Origin of the sequence: Winogradskyella eckloniae (assembly GCF_013249045.1) — a bacterium.
GTDB lineage: Bacteria > Bacteroidota > Bacteroidia > Flavobacteriales > Flavobacteriaceae > Winogradskyella > Winogradskyella eckloniae.
In genome coordinates, this window is sequence record NZ_JABRWP010000001.1 from 431,451 (window position 1) to 455,920 (window position 24,470).

At 32.8% G+C, this 24,470-nt stretch carries 25 protein-coding genes; 20 read left to right on the forward strand and 5 right to left on the reverse strand.

Translation table 11 applies throughout. The annotated features are described in order from the left end of the window. The first annotated feature begins 35 nt into the window (after positions 1–35). From HNV08_RS01910 to HNV08_RS01925, 4 genes are all read left to right on the forward strand, one after another. On the forward strand, positions 36–965 hold the full coding sequence (locus HNV08_RS01910; RefSeq protein ID WP_173279416.1) for an OmpA family protein: 930 nt from the start codon (positions 36–38) through the stop codon (positions 963–965). A gap of 20 nt (positions 966–985) precedes the next feature. Further along, the gene (locus tag HNV08_RS01915; RefSeq protein ID WP_173279417.1) at positions 986–1,567 is read left to right on the forward strand and encodes a hypothetical protein; all 582 of its coding nucleotides are present in this window, start codon (positions 986–988) and stop codon (positions 1,565–1,567) included. Between the two features lie 96 nt (positions 1,568–1,663). Beyond that, positions 1,664–3,040 (forward strand): DUF1800 domain-containing protein, encoded by a 1,377-nt coding sequence (locus HNV08_RS01920; RefSeq protein WP_173279418.1) that lies wholly within the window; start codon positions 1,664–1,666, stop codon positions 3,038–3,040. Positions 3,041–3,053: 13 nt separating this feature from the next. Continuing rightward, positions 3,054–4,241, forward strand: a complete 1,188-nt coding sequence (locus tag HNV08_RS01925) for a DUF1501 domain-containing protein (protein ID WP_173279419.1) — start codon at positions 3,054–3,056, stop codon at positions 4,239–4,241. A gap of 214 nt (positions 4,242–4,455) precedes the next feature. On the opposite strand, the gene HNV08_RS01930 is transcribed toward HNV08_RS01925, so the two are convergent. The 4 genes from HNV08_RS01930 to HNV08_RS01945 are packed head-to-tail and all read right to left on the reverse strand — an operon-like array spanning position 4,456 to position 7,162. Beyond that, entirely contained in the window at positions 4,456–5,589 is a 1,134-nt protein-coding gene (locus tag HNV08_RS01930; protein WP_173279420.1) for an ATP-binding protein, read from the reverse strand. Between the two features lie 30 nt (positions 5,590–5,619). Continuing rightward, positions 5,620–5,907, reverse strand: a complete 288-nt coding sequence (locus HNV08_RS01935; RefSeq protein ID WP_173279421.1) for an HD domain-containing protein — start codon at positions 5,905–5,907, stop codon at positions 5,620–5,622. An 11-nt stretch (positions 5,908–5,918) separates the two neighbouring features. Then, the gene (locus HNV08_RS01940; RefSeq protein WP_173279422.1) at positions 5,919–6,248 is read right to left on the reverse strand and encodes a hypothetical protein; all 330 of its coding nucleotides are present in this window, start codon (positions 6,246–6,248) and stop codon (positions 5,919–5,921) included. A 50-nt stretch (positions 6,249–6,298) separates the two neighbouring features. Further along, positions 6,299–7,162 (reverse strand): aldo/keto reductase, encoded by an 864-nt coding sequence (locus HNV08_RS01945; RefSeq protein WP_317170189.1) that lies wholly within the window; start codon positions 7,160–7,162, stop codon positions 6,299–6,301. A gap of 104 nt (positions 7,163–7,266) precedes the next feature. Here HNV08_RS01945 and HNV08_RS01950 point away from each other — a divergent pair, with 104 nt between their 5' ends. The 15 genes from HNV08_RS01950 to HNV08_RS02020 all read left to right on the forward strand — a co-directional run bounded on the left by HNV08_RS01950 (position 7,267) and on the right by HNV08_RS02020 (position 23,358). Beyond that, a complete protein-coding gene (locus HNV08_RS01950) occupies positions 7,267–7,818 on the forward strand; it encodes a DUF4382 domain-containing protein (protein ID WP_173279423.1) in 552 nt (183 codons plus the stop codon). Between the two features lie 196 nt (positions 7,819–8,014). Further along, a complete protein-coding gene (locus HNV08_RS01955; RefSeq protein WP_173279424.1) occupies positions 8,015–9,016 on the forward strand; it encodes an AAA family ATPase in 1,002 nt (333 codons plus the stop codon). Between the two features lie 98 nt (positions 9,017–9,114). Further along, on the forward strand, positions 9,115–9,981 hold the full coding sequence (locus HNV08_RS01960; RefSeq protein WP_173279425.1) for a DUF58 domain-containing protein: 867 nt from the start codon (positions 9,115–9,117) through the stop codon (positions 9,979–9,981). 57 nt (positions 9,982–10,038) lie between these two features. Further along, a complete protein-coding gene (locus HNV08_RS01965; RefSeq protein WP_173279637.1) occupies positions 10,039–11,694 on the forward strand; it encodes a hypothetical protein in 1,656 nt (551 codons plus the stop codon). After that, positions 11,694–12,698: a vWA domain-containing protein gene (locus tag HNV08_RS01970; protein ID WP_173279426.1), complete on the forward strand. Its 1,005-nt coding sequence runs from the start codon at positions 11,694–11,696 to the stop codon at positions 12,696–12,698. Before HNV08_RS01965 ends, HNV08_RS01970 begins: the two co-directional genes overlap by 1 nt. Continuing rightward, on the forward strand, positions 12,691–13,728 hold the full coding sequence (locus tag HNV08_RS01975) for a vWA domain-containing protein (protein WP_173279427.1): 1,038 nt from the start codon (positions 12,691–12,693) through the stop codon (positions 13,726–13,728). The genes HNV08_RS01970 and HNV08_RS01975 overlap by 8 nt, the downstream gene beginning before the upstream one ends. 68 nt (positions 13,729–13,796) lie before the next feature. After that, complete coding sequence (locus tag HNV08_RS01980) at positions 13,797–14,636, forward strand: aerotolerance regulator BatC (RefSeq protein WP_173279428.1); 840 nt, start codon at positions 13,797–13,799, stop codon at positions 14,634–14,636. An 80-nt stretch (positions 14,637–14,716) separates the two neighbouring features. Continuing rightward, entirely contained in the window at positions 14,717–16,489 is a 1,773-nt protein-coding gene (locus tag HNV08_RS01985; RefSeq protein WP_173279429.1) for a BatD family protein, read from the forward strand. A 1-nt stretch (position 16,490) separates the two neighbouring features. After that, the gene (locus HNV08_RS01990; protein ID WP_173279430.1) at positions 16,491–17,249 is read left to right on the forward strand and encodes a tetratricopeptide repeat protein; all 759 of its coding nucleotides are present in this window, start codon (positions 16,491–16,493) and stop codon (positions 17,247–17,249) included. A gap of 36 nt (positions 17,250–17,285) precedes the next feature. Next, a complete protein-coding gene (locus tag HNV08_RS01995) occupies positions 17,286–17,579 on the forward strand; it encodes a hypothetical protein (protein WP_194241961.1) in 294 nt (97 codons plus the stop codon). A 90-nt stretch (positions 17,580–17,669) separates the two neighbouring features. After that, the gene (locus tag HNV08_RS02000) at positions 17,670–19,262 is read left to right on the forward strand and encodes a SulP family inorganic anion transporter (protein WP_173279431.1); all 1,593 of its coding nucleotides are present in this window, start codon (positions 17,670–17,672) and stop codon (positions 19,260–19,262) included. Positions 19,263–19,269: 7 nt separating this feature from the next. Further along, positions 19,270–20,091, forward strand: coding sequence for a universal stress protein (locus HNV08_RS02005; protein WP_173279432.1), 822 nt, complete (start codon positions 19,270–19,272; stop codon positions 20,089–20,091). A gap of 2 nt (positions 20,092–20,093) precedes the next feature. Beyond that, positions 20,094–20,759, forward strand: coding sequence for a DUF2490 domain-containing protein (locus HNV08_RS02010; protein WP_173279433.1), 666 nt, complete (start codon positions 20,094–20,096; stop codon positions 20,757–20,759). Between the two features lie 40 nt (positions 20,760–20,799). Further along, positions 20,800–22,662, forward strand: coding sequence for a SulP family inorganic anion transporter (locus tag HNV08_RS02015; RefSeq protein ID WP_173279434.1), 1,863 nt, complete (start codon positions 20,800–20,802; stop codon positions 22,660–22,662). Positions 22,663–22,728: 66 nt separating this feature from the next. Then, positions 22,729–23,358, forward strand: coding sequence for a carbonic anhydrase family protein (locus HNV08_RS02020; protein WP_173279435.1), 630 nt, complete (start codon positions 22,729–22,731; stop codon positions 23,356–23,358). Positions 23,359–23,419: 61 nt separating this feature from the next. Here HNV08_RS02020 and HNV08_RS02025 read toward each other — a convergent pair whose 3' ends face one another. Continuing rightward, complete coding sequence (locus HNV08_RS02025; protein WP_173279436.1) at positions 23,420–23,935, reverse strand: CvpA family protein; 516 nt, start codon at positions 23,933–23,935, stop codon at positions 23,420–23,422. 150 nt (positions 23,936–24,085) lie between these two features. On the opposite strand from HNV08_RS02025, the gene HNV08_RS02030 reads away from it, so the two are divergent. Continuing rightward, positions 24,086–24,442 carry a hypothetical protein gene (locus HNV08_RS02030; RefSeq protein ID WP_173279437.1) on the forward strand — a complete coding sequence of 119 codons (357 nt, stop codon included), beginning with the start codon at positions 24,086–24,088 and terminating at the stop codon, positions 24,440–24,442. Positions 24,443–24,470: the final 28 nt, after the last annotated feature.

The window sequence follows — 24,470 nt, forward strand, 5'->3', positions numbered from 1 at the left end:
TATATTGACGGTCAATTAACTAAAAACACTAACCAATGAGTAAAAAAACATCCTATCTTTTAGGGATTTTGCTTACAATTATTATTGGAACTTTATTGTATTGCTACTTATGTGACGACTGTTATTGTTGTCCAGAGGAAGCGGTTACAACCGAAGAAACTAATACCATTGTAGCAGAACCAGAAGTTATTGAAGCAACACGAAACGGTTTTAGCCTTTCGGATGCCAATGGCGACTTCAAGATTAAAATTAATGACAACTTTAATTTTAAAACATCTAAGTTTTCAATTTTAGATCCACTGTCAGAAAACGTAACCGCAGAGGTTTCAAGATTAAAAGATTATCTCGCAGCAAATCCATTGAAAACAATTGATATCACGGGCTATTTTAAAAGCGATGAGACCAACAATTCTGCATTCCCTAATTTAGGAATTGCAAGAGCAAATGCTGTTAAAAATTATTTAGTATCACAAGGTATTATGGCTAAGCAAATAAATACTTATGGAAAACTAAATGATAGTATAAATCCAGACGATACTAACACATTGTTTGGTCCTTTAGAATTTGGTATGCTTACAGCGGAAACCGATGCTAAAGATGAGGCCTTAGAAGCCGCTTGTGCTGAGATTAGAAAAAATCCGATTGTATTATATTTTAATACAGGACAAGCACAAATTAACCTAACTGCCGAGCAACGATCAAAAATTGCAACGATTTCACGTTGTGTAGACAAATTAGGACTAAAAGTACAAGCAATAGGTCATACAGATAGTTCAGGAAGTGCTGCAAAGAATATGGAATTAGGACAAGATCGTGCAGATTTTGCTAAAGACTATTTAGTGAGAAATGGCATTTTAGAAGCTAATATAGAAACTTCTTCTAAAGGTCCTAATGATCCTATTGCAGACAATAGCACAAAAGAAGGTCAGGCTAAAAATCGACGAACCGTAATAACAATTAACTAACTAAAAAAATATTATAAATTATGAATTGGTGTATATTAATCCCATTGCTAGTAGGTCTCATTTGTGCTTTACTAGGTTATTTACTTGGAAAACTCCTAGGCGGAGGAAATGATAATGATTGTGAAGAACGCGTAGCACAATTAGAGGCAGATTTAGCGGCATGTAAAAAGGCGAGAACAGCTTTAGAAGCAGATTTAGCAGCATCTAAAAATGCAGCCTCTCTTTTAGCAGCTGATTTAAATACTGCAAAAACAGAAAATGCTAATCTAGCAGCTTCTTTGGCAGCTCCAGCAGTTGCTTTAATTCCGTTTGATGCTGACGCAGCAAAAGCTGTATTTGGTAAAAAAATAAAGCAAGATGATTTAACCGTTGTTGAAGGAATTGGACCTAAAATTCAAGAATTATTTCATAACCATGATGTAAAAACATGGAAAGCCTTATCAGAATGTACAGTAGAAAAGTGTCAATCTGTACTAGATAGTGGAGGAGAACGTTTTAAAATGCATAAACCTGGCACATGGCCAAAACAAGCCAAATTTGCTTATGAAGGTAAATGGGCTGAGTTGTTAAAATGGCAAGACGAACTTGATGGAGGAAAATAATCCAGATAAGAATATTTAAGATAAAAAACCGTTTCTTTAACAGAGACGGTTTTTTTGTAATTTAAACGTTTTCATAATTATAGAGTCTTATGTAATATGACAGCAACAGAAATTCATCATTTATATTGGCGCGCTGGTTTTGGCGCTAATCCTTTTGTAGTCAATACGCTACTTAAAGAAAGAGTGCAGGTTGTTGATCAACTTTTTGAAGATTCTAAGGCTGTGACCTATTTAAACATAGACCTTTCCTTTATGGATGGAATTACCCAAAAACGGTTAAAAGACCAACCTCAATTAGCTCAAAAAATTAAAAAGGAAAGTCGAAAAAAATTAGAAAACCTTAATACAGCATGGATTGATAGATTAGTGCATCCCAAAGAACTTTTAAGAGAAAAAATGACATTGTTTTGGGCAAATCATTTTGTATGTAAAGAGAATCATGTTGTCTTTGCTCAAAAATATAATAATACATTAAGACATTATGCGCTGGGTGATTTTAAAGCCTTTGTAAAAGCGATTTCTAAAGAAGCAGCAATGCTGAAGTATTTAAACGGAAAGCACAATAGAAAACGACAACCAAATGAAAATTTTGCACGCGAATTAATGGAGTTGTTTACTTTGGGTGAAGGGCGATATTCTGAAAACGATATAAAAGAAAGTGCCAGAGCTTTTACAGGATATAACCATGATTTTAATGGCAACTTTAAGTTTAGAGCTAAACAGCATGATGAGAACTTAAAGACGTTTTTTGGAAAAACAGGAAATTTTTCAGGAGATGATATCATTGATATAATACTAGAAGAAAAGCAGTGTGCAACATTTATATCAACAAAAATTTATTGTCATTTTGTTAACCCAAAACCAAATTTAGAACACATTGAAGCTATGGCAGAAGTGTTTTATAAAGATTATAATATTGAACAGTTAATGCGTTTTGTTTTTCTGTCTGATTGGTTTTATGATAAACACAATATTGGCGTAAAAATTAAATCACCAATAGAATACATTGTAGGTATGGCTAACACGATACCAATGCAATTCGAAAGACCAAAAGATTTGCTGAAAATACAGAAATTACTTGGGCAAATATTATTGGCACCACCAAACGTTGCTGGTTGGAAAGAAGATAAAGCATGGATTGATGCGAATACCATTATGGTGCGTTTAAAATTGCCTTCTGTGATGTTAAATAATGCTATGATTTCTTTAAAAGAAGGCGACACTAATATTAAGGCAGATTTAAAACGATTGTACTTAAAAAAGAATAAGGGAAAATTGCCATTTAGAATAAAAGCAGACTGGCATAAATTTTTGTCAGATTTTGAAAACATTTCGCACCATGATCTCACAACTTTTATAATTCAAGGTGCTATAAATAAGGGCACTGCAGACTATATAGAAACACTGAATACATCTTCTAAAAAAGAATATTGCATTCAATTAATGTCATTGCCAGAATATCAAATGTGCTAAAGGAACTACTGTTATGGATAGACGAAAATTTTTAAAGAATTCAGCCCTTGCGAGCAGCCTATTTTTTGTTCCGAATTTTGTAAAAGCGTTTGAAACAGTGGCTACAGAACAACTAGGATATAAACGATTAGTTATTGTTCAATTAGCAGGTGGAAATGATGGATTAAATACCATTATACCTTATAACAATGATGTGTATTATAATGCGCGCCCAAGATTAGCTATTTCAAAAGACATTATAAAATTAAATGATGATTTGGGTTTTCATCCAAGTCTAAAGCCTTTGCGCTCGTTATTTGATAATGGCGAGTTGTCTATCATCAATAATGTTGGGTATCCTAATCCTGTAAGGTCGCACTTTAGGTCAATGGATATTTGGCATACGGCAAGTGGGTCAGATGAATATTTACAAACCGGTTGGTTGGGCCGTTATTTAGATCAATACGGTAAAAAGCCATATAACGCCATAGAACTAGATGAGCAACTCAGTTTAGCCATGAAAGGAGAACACTTTAATGGAATTGCTACAAACGATTATAATGTATTGTATAAAACAGCACAAGATCCTTATTTTAAAAATGTAATTAATCACTATAACGATGCACATTTAAGTGAACATAATTTAGGGTACTTATATCAAACTATGATTGAGGCAACGTCTTCTGCCAAATATATTTTTGAAAAAACAACTGTAAAATCCTCAAATGAAGATTACCCTCAAAACAATTTTGCAAAGCAACTAAAAAATGTAGCCCAATTCATCAATTCTGGTTTAGATACAAAGGTGTTTTATGCCTCTTTAGGTGGGTTTGATACACATGCCAATCAAACTAACAAACAAGCAAAATTATTGTCTCAATATGCAGATAGCGTTTCGGCTTTTGTAAAAGATCTAAAACAGAATAATACGTACGAGAATACTTTAATCTTAACCTTTTCGGAATTTGGCAGACGTGTGAAACAAAATGCTGCTGATGGCACAGATCATGGAGCGGCAAACAATGTTTTTGTTATTGGTAAAAACTTAAAACACGCTGGTGTCTATAATAGCTTGGCTAGTTTAAGTAATTTAGATTCTAATGGCGATTTAAAATATAGTATAGATTTTAGATCTATTTATGCTACGATATTAACGAAATGGATGAATGTATCAGCAGAAGGTATTATTCCATCACAGCAGAAACAGCTGAATTTTATTTAAGGACTAAAAAAAACCTTGTTTCAATTTTAGCTTTTCGCGTCATAGAAACAAGGTTTAGTAATTGATTAATAGCCCTACAAAGATGTATAATTAATTCATTGGTGGGCAAATTTTTTGATGAATGGTTAAAAAAAATGTATAATCAGTAGGGTTTTTAGAGGGTTCTCGACAAGACGCAAAAAACAAGGTTGAAAAATGGGTTATTTCCGATAAACTAACTGTATTTTACTTTTCTAATAATTCTCATGGTCTCTTTATAGGATGTGTAGAGGTCTGAATTGTAGTCTTTTATGTACGGTTTTAAGATTTCTAATTTTACTAATGCATCCTTAAATCCGTTGAGATAACAGATTAAATAACTGTTGCCTATATGTTTTAAATCTTCTATTTCACTGAGGTTTAATGTGTGCTTTTTTTCAAGCTTTTCTAAAATTGCGTTGTTAGCATTATATATATGATGCAATACTTTTTTATCGTATTGTGGCGGCTCAAAAATGAGATTTGTATGAATTGAATAATGTGCGTTATTTTGAAACCGTATGATCTTTTCTTCAAGTTTATAATACTTATAAGATTTATTTAGACCTAATTTTACATATTCAATGATTTTAAAAACATCATCTGTATAAGCGATGGAAACTTCATCTAAAGCAGAATAAAATAAACGGACTTGCTCGTTTATAAGTTCTATATCTACACGAGAATAAAAAGTTTCATTTTTAACTACTTTTTTGTCTCCAGACCAGCATAATACAAAGTATTCTTTAAATACGTGATATTTAGGATGGTAATCTTGGCGTTTGTTCATAAAGTCAAAAACACCATCAAGCATGAGTTTAATGTTGTTTTGGGCATGATTTTCTATGGCAGTAACAATTGTAGAGTTAACGTCTGTGATGTTTACCTCAATTCCTTTTGGCATACTTATGCTGCCATCTCTAAAAAACGTTGAGCCTCCTTTGTATTTCCAAATTGTTTTTTTTAGTGATGTTGTTTCGTTATTAGGTCTAATGGTTACAAGGCCTACGACTTTGTCATCTGGTAAGTGCGGAAAAGAAATGTTTTCGTATTGTACATTAGGCGGATTATTGAGATAAGCATTTATAAGATTTTGAATTTTGCTGTCGTCAAAAAAATCTACACCTATAATCTTATTGTCTTCATCCTTAACGCCAATGACAATATAGGAGTTGTTTTTAGGGTTGCTATTAGATAGCGCGCAAACATGTTTTAAAAATTTACCTTTTCCTTCTTTATGACTAATATCGATTTTTCTCTTTTTATCATAAAAACTGTTCTCATCGTTGTGAGCAAGTAAATTTTTTATGAGTAGTCTTTTATTAATCATTATGGTTTAGTAGAAAACGAGACCTCGTAATTAAAGCATTTCTATTTCTTTAGTTAAGTTGCTGCGTGCTTGTTTTTCAAATTGCGTTTTAAACTGTTCTGTTAAATATAACCTATCTCTTTTAAGGAATTGTTGAAGTATTTTTTTTCGTCCTGAGTTGTATATGATGTTTGGGTAATTTTTATATTCTTGTCTTATCTTTTTAAGATACACATTGTAAGTTGCCCAATCTGTTCCTAAAATTGATAAATCTAAATCGAGTAAAACGGCATTGTCGTTAGTTTTAGAGCACTGTACCTCGTGTGCTTTTGTAGACATGATGAGTTTTTTTATGTTTTTATAGAAAATGCATCAATATCGAATGATTTTAATGCTTTTTCTGCAAAATTTGCGCTTTTTTCCTCGTTGTTGTTTTTTGTAGAACTATATATTATATCATGGTACCAAATGGCAAATTTGAGCTGGTCTAATGCTTCAATTTCAGTTTTAACTTGGTCGAGCAGAATAAACATGTGATGCAAATGTGCAAGGTTGTGGTAATACCTATTCTTAGAGGAGTAATGCGTTTCAATATCATGCCAAGACGCTGCAATAATTTGCTTGTCTTCGGTGTATTTTGAAGATAATTGCGTCCATTGGTATTTTAATTTTGTTTCCATTAAATTTTAAGTACCAGCATAGAAAAATACTATTTTATTTCAATTCTTTTTTACGGAACTTTATGTCCTTGGGCAGCTACTAAAATTAAAAACCAATCTTCTAAATCTAATGTTATGGAAGCTGCTTTAACGGCTTGTTTTATCCGTTCTTTTGTAGTGGTGCCTATCACTGGGTGAATATGAGCAGGATGCTTTAAGATCCATGCAAGTAACAATTGGTCTTCCGTGGCATTATATTTATCCATTAAAAGGCCTAGTTGTTTGTGTATGCGCCTCGTTTGCTCTGTATCTTCTCTAAATACTGAGCCTAAAGGTGACCAAGCCATAGGTTTAATACCATTGGTAGTCATAAAATCTAATGTTCCATTATGCATAGCAGTATGTGCTGTTAATGAAAATTCAATCTGATTTACATTAATATCTGTGCGTAAGCCTATCATATCCATTTGAGAAGGTGTAAAATTAGAAACACCAAAATCTCTAATTTTGCCATCTTTTTTTAAGACAGTAATAGCATCGGCAATCTCCTCGGCAACCATTAAAGGGCTAGGTCTATGTAATAGTAATAAATCTAAATAATCGGTTTTGAGATGCTTAAGAGAGTTTTCAACTGACCAAATAATATAGTCTTTACTATAATTATAGTGTTTTACGGTGTTTTGGCGATTGTCGCAAACATATTGAATACCGCATTTAGAAATGAGTTGAATATCCTCACGCTTTAATCCAGATTCTGAAAATGCTTTTCCAAAATCAGTTTCAGTTGTATATGCGCCATAAATATCAGCATGGTCAAAGCTTGTAATTTGGTTTTCTACGCAGAAATTCATTAAGGCTGCCATTTCTTTTTTTGAGAATTGTTTGCCCCAACTTCCCCAAGTCATGGTTCCTGCAATTAATCGAGAATATGTCACTTAGTTTTCAGTTTATATGGATTTTTTTGTAATTGGTGTATAAAAATACTGAAAACATAAAGAAATAGATATTATTGAAGAAGAATTATTCATTATCCCAAATCATGAAGCATATACAATCCATAAAATCCGTTGTTTTATTCCTAGTTATCTTAGTTAGTATGACAAGTTGTACAACAGAAGATTTAGGTAGAAGTGGTAATAAAGCTGCAGTATCTGTAAGCTTAAGAAGCACCTCTACTGACGTGTCTGAGGTGTTTTTAGATATTGAAGATGTTCAATTAAAAGTAGGTCAGAGTCCGTCAGAGTCATGGATAAGTTTAAACGCAATCAATACAGGAACACACAATATCTCGGATTTAACAGAGGCATCAGCATTACTTTTGGTAGATCATATAGAAATTGACCCAACCTATATTAACGAGGTAAAATTAGTGCTTGGCGACAACAACTTTATGAATATAAACAATGTATTGGTAAATTTAGAACGCGATGAGAGTACTATAGCATCAAATTTAGTGCAAAGGGCGTTTGAAGGTAGTTATATTTATCAATTGATAATAGATATTGATATCGATCAATCCATAGAATTCAATGAAGCTACTAATGCCATGGTATTAAACCCGAAACTACAAACAGAAATACGAAAATTTTAGTATTAATTAACCTTAATCTATAATTAAATCATAAAATGAGTGATACTTCGGTGTGACTCTTTTTTTTTAACCAATTGTTAACAGCATCTAAGAAAAAAATTTAACATTTTGCATCCTCTAAAATATTAACAAGCCAATTATTGCAAAATAAGCAATATGGTAATATAATAGTGTTGTTCTTAAACCCTTTAAAGTAATGGAAGAAACGAGTACAGTTGACATTAAGTCAATTAATGAAAAGATAGAAAAAGAAAGTGCATTTGTAGATTTATTAACCTTAGAAATGAATAAGGTTATCGTTGGACAAAAGCACATGGTAGAGCGATTGCTTATAGGTTTGTTAGGTCAAGGTCATATACTATTAGAAGGTGTACCTGGTTTAGCAAAAACTTTAGCTATTAATACATTGTCTAAAGCAATCGATGCTAGTTTTAGTAGAATACAATTTACTCCAGATTTATTGCCTGCCGATGTTGTCGGAACATTAATTTTTAATATGAAGGAGAATGACTTCACTATTAAAAAAGGACCAATTTTCGCCAATTTTGTATTAGCAGATGAGATTAACAGAGCACCTGCAAAAGTACAATCTGCTTTGCTAGAGGCTATGCAAGAAAAACAAGTGACCATTGGAGATGAAACCTTTGTGTTAGATAAGCCGTTTTTGGTTATGGCAACAATGAATCCTGTAGAGCAAGAAGGAACTTACCCTTTGCCAGAAGCACAAGTGGATCGTTTTATGCTAAAAACAGTTATAGATTATCCAAAAATTGAAGAAGAGCAAATGATTGTAAGAGCCAATTTAAAAGGATCTTATGAAAAAGTGAATCCAGTAGTTTCTGTGGCTCAGATATTAAGTGCTCAAAAATCAGTAAGAGAAGTTTATATGGACGAAAAAATTGAGAAATACATTCTCGATATAATTTTCGCAACACGTTATCCAGAAAAATATAGACTTGCGGATTTAAAACCTTTAATTTCATTTGGTGCATCACCTCGTGGTAGTATTAATTTAGCCACAGCAGCTAAATGTTATGCATTTATAAAACGCAGAGGTTACGTTATACCAGAAGATGTTCGTGCAGTAGTGCATGATGTGCTGAGACACAGAATAGGAATTACCTACGAAGCCGAAGCAGAAAATGTGACTTCAGAAGACATCATTAATAAGATCGTAAACGAAATCGAAGTACCATAAATAGTTGTCAGTACATCAGTATTCAGTAGACCGTAGTTTACTTGAATCCTGATCTGTATTAACTGCTAACTGAAGACTGCATACGGCATACTGAAAAAATGGACACTAAAGAATTACTTAAAAAAGTACGAAAAATAGAGATTAAGACACGTCGTCTGTCTGATCATATATTTGGAGGCGAATATCACTCGACTTTCAAAGGTCGTGGTATGACGTTTTCGGAAGTGCGTCAATATCAATTTGGTGATGATGTAAGAAATATAGATTGGAATGTTACTGCAAGAACCAATCAACCACATATTAAAGTGTTTGAAGAAGAGCGAGAATTAACAATGATGCTCGTCGCAGATGTTTCTGGGAGTAAATTATTCGGAACAAAAAATCAGTTTAAAAATGATATTGTTACAGAAATCGCTGCAACTTTAGCCTTTTCAGCCACTCAAAATAATGATAAAATAGGGTTGATTTTGTTCTCAGATGAGATAGAATTATTTATTCCTCCAAAAAAAGGACGTTCTCATGTTCTTAGAATTATTAGAGAATTATTAGAATTTCAACCTAAAAGTAAAGCCACTAATGTCGCAGAAGCATTAAAGTTTTTGTCTAACGTACTGAAGAAAAAAGCTATTGTTTTTGTGCTTTCAGATTTCTTTGCAGATGACTATAAACACAATTTAAAAATAGCAGCAGGACGACACGATATTACAGGAATTAGAATTTACGATAAACATGAAACCGAAATTCCTAATATTGGTATGGTACAGATGGAAGATGAAGAAACAGGTGAGTTAATTTTAGTAAACACGGCATCTAAGAAAGTAAGACAAAATTATAGCAAATACTACCAAGAAAAGGTACATTATTTTAAAGATAGTTTTGCAAAATCAGGCTCAGGAGCTATTGATTGTCGCGTAGATGAAAGTTATGTAAAAAAACTGTTAGGCTATTTTAAACAAAGAGGATAAAAGGATTTTAGATTTATGACATACAATAGTATATATAAAAATACAAGCACTGAAGGCATGCGTCATTGGACTTGTCATTTTGGCTTGTTTTCAATACTATTTTTTTTAGGTACTCTTTTCTCTTTTTCGCAAGTGACTTCCGAGATTGACACCACAAAGATTAGAATTGGTGAACAAATCAATTATAAAATTAATGTAGAAGCAGATTCTCTATCCTTGGTGGTTTTTCCAGAAGGGCAAACATTTTCGCCTTTAGAAGCTGTAGAGGCTTTACAAATAGACACCACAAAACACAATGCGAAATTTTTATTATCTCGTATTTACAAACTCACGCAATTTGATTCTGGTGCATATACCATTCCAAGGCAAAAAATTATAATAGACGAGAAACCCTTCTTTACAGATTCTTTAAAGGTAGAAGTTCATACAGTAGAGGTAGATACATCTAAACAAAAACTCTATGACATTAAACCAATTATAGAAGTTGAGAAAAGCACAAGCAATTGGTGGAAATGGCTTTTAATTACGTTGGCAATAATAGCATTAGTTGCATTTTTATTGTATTGGATTATCTGGCGAAAAAAACCATTAACAGAAGAAGCTAAAATCGCGCTATTGCCACCATACGATCGCGCAAAATTGGCGATTAAAAAACTAGATGAAAGTGAATATTTAGTGCGTGAGGAGGTCAAAGAATATTATTCAGAATTAACTTATATCATCAGAAAATATTTAGATGAAAAAGTTTACGATAGAGCATTAGAAAGTACTACAGGAGAACTTATTAAGAGATTAAATCTATTAAAAGACGGCAACCAGATTCCGTTATCTAAGGAAACGATATTACATATAGAATCGATATTACAACGTGCCGATTTAGTAAAATTTGCAAAATCAGCACCAGATATTGAATTAGCCAAAATGGATAGTATTACCATTGATAAAGCTATAGACCATGTTAAAACGAGTTTGCCAGAACCAAGTGAAGAGGAAAAATTATTAGATCAGAAATATAAAGAAGAACAAGAACGCAAGAAGAAGCGTAAAAAAATCTGGATTACAGTCGGTATTTCCGTGTTTTTAATCGTAGCAACTTTAGTTGGATTTGGAGCTAAATATGGTTTTGAATATGTAAAAGACACTATAATTGGGCACGAAAGTAAAGCGCTCTTAGAAGGGAAATGGGTAAAAAGTGCATATGGATATCCACCTATTTGGATAGAAACACCAAAGGTTTTAAAACGAGAAGAGGTTAAATTACCAGAAGCTTTAGAAGGCAAAGCCAAAATGAGTGTGTTTGGTTATGGTAGTCTTATAGAACGCTTCTATATTCTTACGAGTACAACCTTGTTAAATAAGCCAGAAAGCGAAAATCCAGATGAGCAAAAAGCTATAAATATTGAAACCGTTGTAGAAGGTAATTTAAAATCGTGGGAAGCCAGTGGTGTTGAAAATATTATAACCAAAAACGAAAAATTTGTAACACCAAATGGCGCAGAAGGTGTTAAAACCTATGGAACAGCACAGTTCCCTGGATTAACACCAAATAGTTTTGAAAAAGGAGAATACACACTATTTAGTTTTACAACAGAAAACGTTATTCAACAGGTCGTTTTAATTTGGAGAACAGATGATACTTATGCTGAAGATATTATAGAGCGTATTACGGATTCTATTGAGTTAAAACCAACAGAAGAAGAAAAAGAGAACTAATGTTAGAACAAATACAATTTTTAAATAAAGAATTTTTCTGGCTGTTGTTGCTTTTGCCTATAGCCATCGTTTGGTACGTTTTAAAACACAGTAAACAAACTGCTGAGTTAAAAATGTCTAGTATCAAAGGGTTTCAGGATACATCTTCGTTTTGGACAAAATTTAAACATGTTTTATTTGCATTGCGTTTAATAGCCTTAGCGCTTTTAATAACGGCTTTGGCAAGACCTAGAACTGTAGATGTATCGACTAAGACCAAAACAACAAGTGGTATAGATATTGTAATGGCTATTGATGTATCTGCAAGTATGTTGGCGAAGGATTTACGTCCTAATAGATTAGATGCCTTAAAAGAAGTTGCTGCAGATTTTATTGATGGTAGACCTAATGATCGTATTGGTTTAGTAGAGTATGCAGGTGAAGCCTTCACAAAAACACCAATTACTAGCGATAAATCTATTGTACAGCGATCACTAAGAGATATAAAATATAATACCATTATAGAAAGTGGTACTGCAATTGGTATGGGATTAGGGACTTCTGTCAATAGATTAAAAGACAGTAGAGCAAAAAGTAAAGTTATTATATTATTGACAGATGGTGTTAACACGTCTGGGCAAATAGATCCAAAAACGGCAAGTATATTAGCTGTAGAATACGGAATAAAAGTATATACCATAGGTTTAGGAACTAACGGAATGGCTTTATCTCCAATTGGTTTTAATCCTAACGGAACTTTTAGATACGGTAGAGCACAAGTAGAAATAGACGAAAATTTGTTAAAAGAAATAGCCGAAGAAACGGGAGGAAAGTATTTTAGAGCTACCAATAACGACAAATTAGCTCAGATCTATGACGAAATTAATAAGCTCGAAAAAACGGAAATAGAAGAAAAGAAATACTACAATTACGACGAGAAATATAGACCATTTGTGCTATTAGCTGGTTTGTTATTATTGATAGAGTTATTATTAAGAAACACAATATTTAGAAGCTTTGTTTAGACTTGATGAAACAATATGGTTTTGGACGTTACTGGTTATTCCGGTCATAATTTTGCTATTTGTAGTTTTACAATTATGGAGGCGATCTACCCAGAAAAAATTTGCAGATTCGGCATTATTAAAACGCCTAAGTCCTAATCAATCACTATTTAAAAGTATATTAAAAGTACTGGTGCTTTGTGGTGCTTTTGCATGTTTTTCATTGGCATTAGTAAATCCTAAAATAGGAACTAAATTAGAGACAGTACGTAGTGAAGGTGTAGATGTGGTGTTTGCAATAGATGTGTCTAAAAGTATGTTGGCAGAAGATATTGCACCAAGCAGATTAGATAAATCCAAGCAATTAGTAACGCAAATTATCAATAGCTTAGTAAGCGATAGGGTTGGTATCATAGCATATGCAGGCAAGGCATTTCCGCAATTGCCAATAACCACAGATTATGCCTCAGCAAAAATGTTTTTGCAGAACATGAATACAGATATGCTATCTTCACAAGGAACAGCAATTAGCGAAGCCATTCAGCTTTCAAAAACCTATTTTGATAATGAAGATCAAGCCAATCGTGTATTAATTATCATATCAGATGGTGAAGATCACGATGGTGATGCTATGGATGTCGCAGAAGAAGCCGCAGAACAAGGCATAAGAATTTATACAGTAGGTGTTGGTGATCTTAAAGGAGGGCCAATTCCTATTAAACGAAATGGAGTTATTTTAAATTACAAGAAAGATAACCAAGGCGAAACCGTAATTACACGTCTTAACGAAACAACCTTAAAGGAGATTGCATCTGAAGCCAATGGTGTGTATATTAATGGAAGTAACACATCAGAGGTCGTTAAAACCCTTACTGGTGAGTTAGCAAAAATGGATAAACAAGAATTTGAATCTAAGCAAATAGCAGATTTCAAAGATCAATTTCAGTGGTTTCTAGGGTTAGGAATCTTTTTATTATTTATTGATATATTTTTCCTAGAACGAAAAACAGCTTGGTTGAAAAAACTTAATTTATTTAATGAAAATTTTTAGAATTTCTTTAACGCTAAGTCTTTAAAGGCTTTAGTAATTTAGAGATCGTTTTTTAAAATTAGTACAACATGAGATTTTATATATTCATTATTACATTTTTAATTGGAAGCATTGGTTTTTCGCAAGACCCAAATGAATTACAATTAAAAGCAGAAAAAAACGCTACAAATCTTGTTTATAAAGCTAACGAACTCGTAGGATCTGATAATTATATTGAGGCAGAAATGGCTTATAGAAAAGCCATTTCAGAAGCACCAAGTAAAGCTGTAGGATCGTATAATTTATCACACTCGTATTTTAGAAAAGGTAATTTTGACGAATCATTATTTAGAAGTCAAGAAGCCGCAAAGAATGCCACTACTAAAGATGAAAAACACAGAGCTTTTCATAATATGGGTAATATTTTAATGCAAAACGAAGCTTGTAAAGAAGCCGTTGAAGCCTATAAAAATGCGTTAAGAAATAATCCAAATGATGAAGAAACGCGTTATAATTTTGCTTTAGCTAAAGAATGTGCAGAGCAGCAAAATGATGGAGGAGGCGAAGACAACAAAGAAGACGAGAATAAAGACGAAGAGCAAGACAAGGAAGACGAGCAAAAGAAGGAAGACGAAAACAAAGACGAAAAAGATAATAAAGATAAAAAGGACGAAGGCGACCAAGATAAAAAGGATGGCGATAAGGAAAAAGACGAAGACGGAAAGCCTAAGGACGATAAGAATGATGGAAAAGGCGATAAAGACAATAAGGATCAGAATCAAAAACCTAAACCACAACCAGGAAAAATGTCGCCTCAGCAGGTAAAAAATATTCTCGAAGCCATGCAAAATCAAGAACAAAAGGTTCAAGAAAAAATGAATGCAGAGAAACAAAAAGGCGTCAAAGTAAAAACAGAAAAAGACTGGTAAAATACGTTACGATTGTAGAATTTCAAATTTTGATTTAAATAAACTGAATCATAAAATAAAAATTTAGAGTCGTCAAAATTATGTACATCAAAAAACACATATCAATACTATTTTTAATACTTGCAACAAGTATAGCTTCAGCACAAGTAAAATTTGAAGCTAAGGTAAGTAAGAAGAAATTAGGCGTTAATGAACGTCTTAGAATCGATTTTGAGATGAACCAAGATGGTGATAATTTTGAGCCACCGAGTTTTGCAGATTTTGATGTTGTAGGTGGTCCTAATACTTCTGTAAGTAACTATTCTAGAAATGGTCATCGCTCTTATAATAAAACCTATAGCTATTTTTTAGCACCAAAAAAGCGTGGTAAATTCACAATTAAGCAAGCCAAAATTGAGATTGATGGCGAAACTTATAAAACGTTTCCTATAACCATAGAAGTTACAAAAGCTGTCAGTAAACCTAACGGAAACACAGCAGCATCTGATGTGGCATCAGAAAATATACATCTCGTAGCTGAGGTGTCAAACGCGAGTCCATATCTCAATGAAGCGATTACGGTAGTTTATAAATTATATGTATCGCCAGATATTGGTGTTAGTAGTAACTGGAGAGAAAAGGAGATTCCTAGATTTAATGATTTTTGGAGCCAGAATATTGAAATAAAAGGCCTTAATGTATTAACAGGTGAATATAAAGGCAAAGAATACCGTTATGTTGTTTTAAGAAAAACGGTGCTTTATCCACAAAAATCGGGTCGATTAAAAATTGAGCCTTTAGTTATGGATATCACAGCAGAAGTGCCTTCTAATAAAAGAGATATTTTTGGAAGAGCCTTAATGACAAAAGTACCTAAAGAAGTCACAGCCGGAAGCCGAGTAATAAATGTAAAACCATTGCCAGAAGACGGAAAGCCTTCAGATTTTAAAGGCGCAGTAGGTAATTTTTCTTTTGAAGTAACGACGTCTAAAACAGAATTGAATGCTGCAGAATCACTGCAAGCAAAAATAGAAGTAAAAGGAAAAGGGAATTTAAAACTATTTGAACTGCCTAAATTAACAGTACCAAGTTCATTAGAAGTTTATGAGCCAGAGCACAAAGAAAATGTGCGAACCAATTTAAACGGAATGCAAGGAGGAATCGCAGATACGTATACAATAGTTCCTCAATATAAAGGTAAATATCCTATACCAAGTATTTCGTTTTCATATTTTGATCCAGAAAAAGAAACGTATAATAGAATATCGTCAGATGAAATCATTATTGATGTAATAACTGGGCCAACAGCAGCAAACGGAACGACAGAAAATGCGTCTGCAAATACCAAGCAAACCGTACAAGCAAATAGTAATACATTTTCGTTTATTAAAACAACTTCAAATTGGGAATATAAAACAACAACGCCATTTTTTAAATCTACCACTTTTTGGAGCTTAACATTAGTACCTTTTTTGGCTATTCCTTTAGCGATATTTATAAGACGTAAACGCGATGAACGTCATGCAGATGTGCAAGGTAATCGAATACGTAAAGCAGATCGTTTAGCTAAAAAGTATTTGAGTGAAGCCAAAAAAGCAATGGGACAAAAAGAAGCGTTTTATTTGGCTTTAGAAAAAGCACTGCATAATTATTTAAAGTCTAAATTAAATATAGAAACCAGTGATTTTAATAAAGAAAAAATAGAAGATTTACTCACAGAGCGTATGGTAGAGCGAAGTGTTGTTGAAGATTTTATTTCAATACTAGAGCATTGTGAATTGGCAAGGTATACACCAATTACACAAGTAACAATGCAGAATGATTATGATAAAGCAGCGAAAACAATTTCGTTAATTGATAAACAATTAAAATAATATGAGAGCTTTTACCTTCTTACTTCTTTGTTGTTTAAGTTTTATTGGATTTTCTCAAAACGACGCAGTTTTTGAAGAAGCAAATACGCTATATAACAATGGTAAATTTGCAGAAGCTATAGACAAATATGAGTCTATTTTAAAGTCAGAGCAACATTCTGCAGAGCTTTATTATAATTTAGGTAATGCCAATTACAAACTCAATAATGTAGCGCCTAGTATTTATTATTTTGAAAAAGCGTTATTACTAAACCCAAATGATAAAGAGATTCAAAACAATTTGGCATTTGCTCAAAACATGACAATTGATGCTATAGAAGTGGTGCCTAAAGTGGGTTTTTCAAGACTTATAAATAATGTGGTAAACACTTTTAGTACAGATGCTTGGGCGAAAATTACGGTAGCATGTATATTAACATTTGTAGTATTGTTTTTAGTTTATCATTTTTCGTATAGTACCTCTAAAAAACGAATTGCTTTTGTAACCAGTATTATTAGTTTATGCGTTGCATTTTTTTCTGTAGCGATGGCGTTTCAGAAATCGGGATTGGATAAAAAAGATAATCCAGCCATTGTATTTGCTCAAGAAAGTAGAGTGAAGTCAGATCCAAATCAGGCAAGTGAAGAGGTGTTTAGATTGCATGAAGGCACTAAAGTGGATGTCGTAGAAACCTATCAAGATTGGAGTAAAATTCAACTTTCAGATAACTCTACAGGGTGGATTCCTGCAAAAGACATAAAATTATTACAGATTTTTTAACAATAAAATAAGAATTGAATATTATATTTGTTGCTTATGCAAAAAAGCACAAGATATAAATCTGCCATTTTTTTTACCATAATTTTTATGGCACTTATTTCTGCACCTACAATAATTTCGTCATTAGATGATTCCATTGACATTACGTGTTTTTATAGTATCAGTGAAGAAGAAGAAAATTCAAATACCAAGCTGCTTTTTGATAAAGATCATACCATAGCAGAATCACTGTTCGAAGATCAAATAGATACAGTTTTTATTGCCTATACCTTTAAGCAATATGCTAAACCGCATTTAAATTTAATTTCGCCACCTCCCGATTTTATTTAATTCCTTCTGTATTAGACAAATTTTGTCTGTCCCTAATTAATTATTAAATCATCTATTGAGAAGCCTCAATAGTAAAAATCATTATATAATATGTTTAAAACATTAAAAAGCGACTTGCCTGCAAGTGTCGTAGTATTTTTCGTTGCATTACCATTATGTTTAGGTATTGCATTAGCTAGTGGAGCACCACTTTTTTCTGGGTTAATTGCCGGAATAATTGGAGGTGTTGTTGTTGGGTCTTTAAGTGGCTCTAAAATTGGTGTCAGTGGACCTGCAGCTGGATTAGCTGCAATTGTATTAACCGCAATTGGTACGTTAGGAAGTTATGAAAATTTCCTTGTTGCTGTTGTATTAGGAGGCGTTATTCAATTAATTTTTGGAATTTTAAAACTAGGGATTATTGGATATTATTTTCCATCATCGGTTATTAAGGGTATGCTAACAGGTATTGGTATTATTATTATCTTAAAACAAATACCTCACTTTTTTGGATATGATGCCGAGCCCGAAGGAGCCGATAGCTTTTTTGAGTCCTCTGGTGAAAATACCTTTTCTGCGCTCTGGAATGTTTTTGATAATCTTATTATCGGTTCAATGGTAATAGGCTTTATATCTTTAGGTATTTTATTATTATGGAGTAATGTGCTGGTGAAAAAAGGGAAGTTTTTTGAAATTATTCAAGGGCCATTAGTAGCAGTTGTTGTTGGTATTGTTTTCTTTATTTTTACACAATCTAGTGAATCTCTCGCTATAGCAGAAACACATTTGGTAAGAGTACCAGTGCCAGATAGTTTTGATTCATTTCTAGGTCAATTTAGTTTTCCTAATTTTTCTGCGATAACAAATCCTGAAGTTTGGATAGTGGCTTTCACAATTGCATTGGTAGCAAGTTTAGAAACGTTGTTATGTGTAGAAGCTACGGATAAACTAGATCCTAACAAAAATGTAACACCAACAAATAGAGAGTTGTTAGCACAAGGCGCAGGTAATATATTATCTGGTTTAGTTGGCGGTATTCCTATTACACAAGTGATTGTTAGAAGTTCTGCAAATATACAATCGGGAGGAAAGAGTAAAATGTCTGCAATTATTCACGGATTCTTATTACTGATTTCAGTAATCTTAATACCAACGTTATTAAATAAAATTCCGTTATCTGTACTAGCGGCAATTCTATTAATTGTAGGTTATAAATTAGCTAAACCAGCATTATTTATGAAGATGTATAAACTAGGTTGGAAACAATTTGTACCATTCGTAGTTACAGTATTAGGAATAGTTTTTACAGACTTATTAGTAGGAATTGGCTTAGGTCTAGCCGTAGGTATTGTTGTGATTCTTTTAAAGAGTTACCAAAACTCGCATTTTCTTCATATTGAAGATAAAAGTAATGGTAGGCATAAAATAAAGATGGAACTCGCGGAAGAAGTTACATTCTTTAACAAAGGTGCTATCTTAAAAGAATTAGACAGTTTGCCAAGAGATACATATTTAGAATTTGATGTAAGAAAAACAAGATATTTAGATTATGATATTATTGAAATATTAGAAGATTTTGCATACAAAGCAAAAGAAAGAAATATTGATATTAAATTAATATCTAAGCGAGGTATTGTAGAAAATCCACCAAGTTTTATTGAATTTTTTCAATTAAAACCAAAATCTAATATGAGTTTAAGCTAAAAAAAGCATGGATAAAAATAAAATTTTGGTGCTGTCGGATATTGGTAATATGTCTGACAGCATTTTAAAAAATTCTGTATGTTTAGCTAAAATAATAAACGCTGACATAGAGCTATTCTATGTAAAAAAACCGACGGAAGTTGTAGTTGCAGAAAATCAATTTTCTGCAATGCGCGTCATTAATCAAGACTATAATACCGTTGATAAAGCTATTAAGGCGTATATAAATCCAATTTATGAAGAATTTGGAGTAAATATAACGTATAGTTTTTCATATGGTAACGTGAAAAACGAAATTAGTAGCTATATCGAAGATTGCCAGCCAGATGTTATTGTGATAGGAAAAAGAAAGCCAAAAGCGATCAATTTTGTAGGAAACAATATAACAGATTATGTTTTAAAAAAGCATAACGGTCTCTTAATGATTACGGCAGAAAATAATCCATTAGAACCAAACGAAGAATTAACGTTAGGTGTTTTAAATTCTGATGAAGAAACTACAAATGTTTCCTTTGCAGAAGGTTTTTTACCATATACTTCTAGAAAAATTACATCGTTTAGAATTTCTAAAAAGACAGCAAAAACAGAGCAAACTTATACACATTCCAATAAGCAAATAGAAGAATGCGTTTTTGATAAAAATAAAAACGTAGTAAATAATTTATCCAATTATTTAGTAAAAAATAAAATTAATCTGTTTTGTATAGACAGAGAAAAATCTATTAAAAAAACCAAGTCATTATTTGCCAAAGAAGATATAAAGCGAATGATAAATAAGATTAATGTTACAATACTTTTAACAAAATCAAACAATCCATTAAGCTTGTAAATATGAAATTCAAAATCAATACAGTACTGTTAACTTTAGCATTTTGTATTTCTTTTTTTTCGCTTGCACAAGATAGCAGTTTAGGAAATTGGCTTATTTATATTGGAAACAAAAAAGTCAATGATAAGTGGAATATTCACCACGAAGTTCAGTATAGAAATTATAATGTAATTGGTGATTTAGAACAGTTGTTATTACGTACAGGATTAGGTTATAACATTACTGAAAATAACAATTTGTTATTAGGATATGGCTACATCTTATCTGAAAACTATGTTGGAGATACTGATGATAAGGTATCCGTAAATGAGCATCGTATTTTTGAACAATTTACGACTAAGCAAAAAATAGGTAATGTTGGTATAAATCATCGTTATCGTTTTGAGCAACGTTTTGTAGAAGATGATTTTAAAATGCGTTTTCGATACTTTTTAGGTGTTAATATACCGCTTCAAAATAAAGAAGAAGGCAAGAATCCTTTATATGCATCATTATATAATGAGATTTTTTTAAATACCGAGACGTCTATATTCGATAGAAATAGAGTTTATGGTGGTTTAGGTTATAAATTTTCGACATCACTACGAATGGAATTAGGCTATATGAATCAGTTTTTTGAAACTTCAGGAAGAGATCAAATTAATTTGATTGCATTTGTAAATTTTTAAAAAATTTAAGTAAGGTAGACGTAAGACGAAAAACGAAGACATGAAAAACTTATTTTCAAACATTAAAGGCGATGCTTTTGGTGGCATTACAGCAGGTATCGTCGCTTTACCTTTAGCGTTAGCATTTGGTGTCTCGTCTGGTTTAGGACCAGAAGCAGGTCTTTATGGTGCGATTTTTATCAGTTTCTTTGCCGCGCTTTTTGGCGGCACAGCGACTCAAATTTCTGGGCCAACAGCGCCAATGACGGCTGTAAGTATGGTTGTTATTGCTGGTGTAGTTGCAGCTAATGATGGCAGTATAGAAAAAGCGTTACCAGCTATTCTAATAGTATTCTTAATGGCCGGACTAATACAAATAGGATTGGGCTTTTTAGGTTTAGGAAAATATATTAGATACATTCCGTACCCTGTGGTTTCTGGTTTTATGACGGCCATAGGTGTTATTATTCTATTAACACAAATATTACCATCAATTGGGTATTATCCTAAAGAAGATGAGGCATTTGTAGAAAATTTTAAGCCACAAGCTGAGGAGGTAATACTCGAAAATATTTTAAAGGAAGAAGCTGGCGAAGGTATTTTAGTACTTGAAAATTTTAAAGAAACCATAAAACGAGCCGATCAAATTACAGAAGCACAAATCTTAACGGAATCACAAACCTTAGCAGCAAAAGAAGCTTCTGGTACAGTTGGTGCTATTAAGGTTTTGCCAAGAGCGTTAAAGAACATTAATTGGTTAGAGTTTGCTTTGGCATTAGGAACTATATTCATTATTTATGGCTTTAAACGTATTACTACTTTGATCCCAAGTACATTGGTTGCGCTTGTTGTTATGTCAGGAATTGCCTATGGTTTTAAATTAGGTTACAGACCTATTTCTCAAATTCCTGGAGGCATACCAGTTCCTAGATTAGAAATGTTTACAACGTTTAGTTTAACGAGTGTTACACCATACATTTTTACAGCATTAACCTTGTCGCTTTTGGGAGCAATTGATTCATTGTTAACAAGTGTAGTTGCGGATAACATGACGAAAACTAAACACAGACCAAATAAAGAACTAATTGGCCAAGGTATAGGGAATAGTATCGCAGCCGTTTTTGGAGGCATTCCAGGCGCAGGTGCCACCATTAGAACCGTAGTTAATATTAATGCAGGAGGAAAAACCAAATTGTCTGGTATGATTGCAGGTGTAATGTTACTGCTTATAATGCTAGCCTTGAGTGATGTGGCTTCAAAAATACCAGCAGCCGTTTTAGCAGGTATTTTGATTACTGTTGGCATTGGTGTTATGGATTATAAAGGTTTAAAAGCTATACCAAGCTTACCTAAGGACATCAAATTTGGACCTCTAAAATTAAGTTCAGAAGTATTAATAATGTTGGTTGTTTTAGTATTATCTACATTTTGGGATTTAATTTATGCAGTAGGTATTGGCTTAGTTATAGCATCACTAATGTTTATGAAGAAAATAGGTGATTTAACAGCGGAACGCTCTGATGTAAAATCTCTAAAAGAAGAAGCCTGGGAAGATGAAGGTAAATTTCCCGAACGTTTAAAAGAAGAGGTATTTATTAAACATGTTAAAGGACCATTGTTTTTTGGTTCTACAAGCGATTTTCAGGCGTTAACCGAGCAGATACCACAAACGGCTAAAACTGTAATTTTAAGATTAGGACGTATGCAGTATATGGATCAATCTGGTTTATATGCCATGGAGGATATGCTTCAGGAACTAAAGAAGAATAATGTTGAAGTCTTATTTGTCGGTCTTCTTAAACAGCCAAGATATATGATGGAACGCATAGATATTATTCCAGATTTTATTCCAAATGAGCATGTTTTCGAAAATTTCAAATCCTGTTTAGACTGGGTAAAAAGAAATGTTGAAGATAAATATTAAATAAAAAAAATTATTAACTTCAGACATCATATGAATATGATATTCTGAAATAAAATTAAATTCAAAATGAGAAATTTAGCAATTACAAAAGACGTTCAAAGTGCATTAACGCCAAATAGTGTATTACAAGATTTATTAGAAGGAAATAAACGTTTTACAAACGGAAAATTAGAAGGTGCTGATAATTCGGCGTTAGTTAACCAAACTACAGGAGGACAATTTCCTAAGGCTGTGGTTTTATCTTGTATCGACTCAAGAGTACCTGTAGAAACTGTTTTAGACCAAGCGATTGGTGATATTTTTGTAGCCAGAGTTGCTGGTAATTTTGAGAATGTAGACATTCTTGGTAGCTTAGAGTATTCTTGCAAAGCTGCCGGAAGTAAGTTAGTTTTAGTATTAGGTCATCAAAGTTGTGGTGCAGTTAAAGCAGCATGTGATGGTGTAGAATTAGGAAATATTACTGCAATGCTAGATAATATTAAACCAGCTGTAGAAAAATCTAAAGATGAAGTTGAAGGCGAATCAAATTCTTCAAACGCAACATTTGTAGCTAAAACAGTTGAGAATAATGTGAAGTTAACTATTGATCGTATTAGAGAAAAATCTGAAATTTTAAAAGAAATGGAAGACAACGGAGAAATTGCAATAGTTGGAGGCGTTTATAGCTTAGAAACTGGTAAGGTAGAAATGTTGTAGAACGTTATTTCTTAAACTATTTTTAATTGAAATATAAAGCCATTCGTAAGAGTGGCTTTTATTATGCTTCCGGCTCTCTAATGATAGGCTCGTCTTCACTCTTAATTAAATTAGGAAAAATCAGTGGTGCCAACGATTTTACGGGCTTGTAAAGCATACTTTTCTCTAAATCTTCTTTTTCCATAAAAGGTAAGGTATTGTTCATTTTATGAAAAACAATTAAAACAACGCTTAGGATTAAACCTATTTTTAGTGCGCCAAACACGGCTCCAGCTAGTTTATTAATAATACCTAATGCTGCAAAATCTGCGAGTTTGGTTAATGCTTTGCCAGCTAAACCAATGGCCAATACAATCACCACAAACGTAATAGCAAAAGCAACGATATTAATGGTTCTCTCGGCCCAATCTACCTTTGATTCTAAAAAGCCTGCAGCAAAACCACTAAAGTGAATGGCGCCATAGACTCCTAAAACCAACGCAACTAAAGAGGCTACCTCTACAAATAAGCCTTTAAATAAACCTCGGATAAACCCAAACAATAATAAGGCAGCTAAAACAATATCAATAATACTCATACAACTAGCGGTTTAGACAAAAGTACATCAATTTTGTCATTTTAGTAAAATAACGTAAATCAAGATACTTTAGTTTATTAACTTTGAACTCTAAATGATGAAAGGAAAAGAAAACGCGGTTTTCTATGTTTTAAATTTTCAACAAATAAAATGGCAAGAGACGAAAAATTAAAAGAGCGATGGGACTTAGTGGTAGAAAAACTCTCAAACCAATTTGCAGATGGTGATACATTAGATCTCGATTCTATAATTTACCTTATCGGAGTACAAGAACTTGGACAATTGCATAGAGCATACAAAAAAGATCACAAGTTAGATTTAATGCACATAGCGATATGTAAAGTTTTAGAGCCCTATGGATTTTACGAATTTGATTATGTCGATGATGATGGTTGGCCACATTACAAAGTTTTAGCGCAGCTACCACATCTAAAAGCAGGAGAGCAGAGCGTATTAATGAAAGAGGCTATTGTAAATTATTTTGTAGAAACGGAATATATAGACTAGTTTCAAAGGCATTCAACTACAATAACTC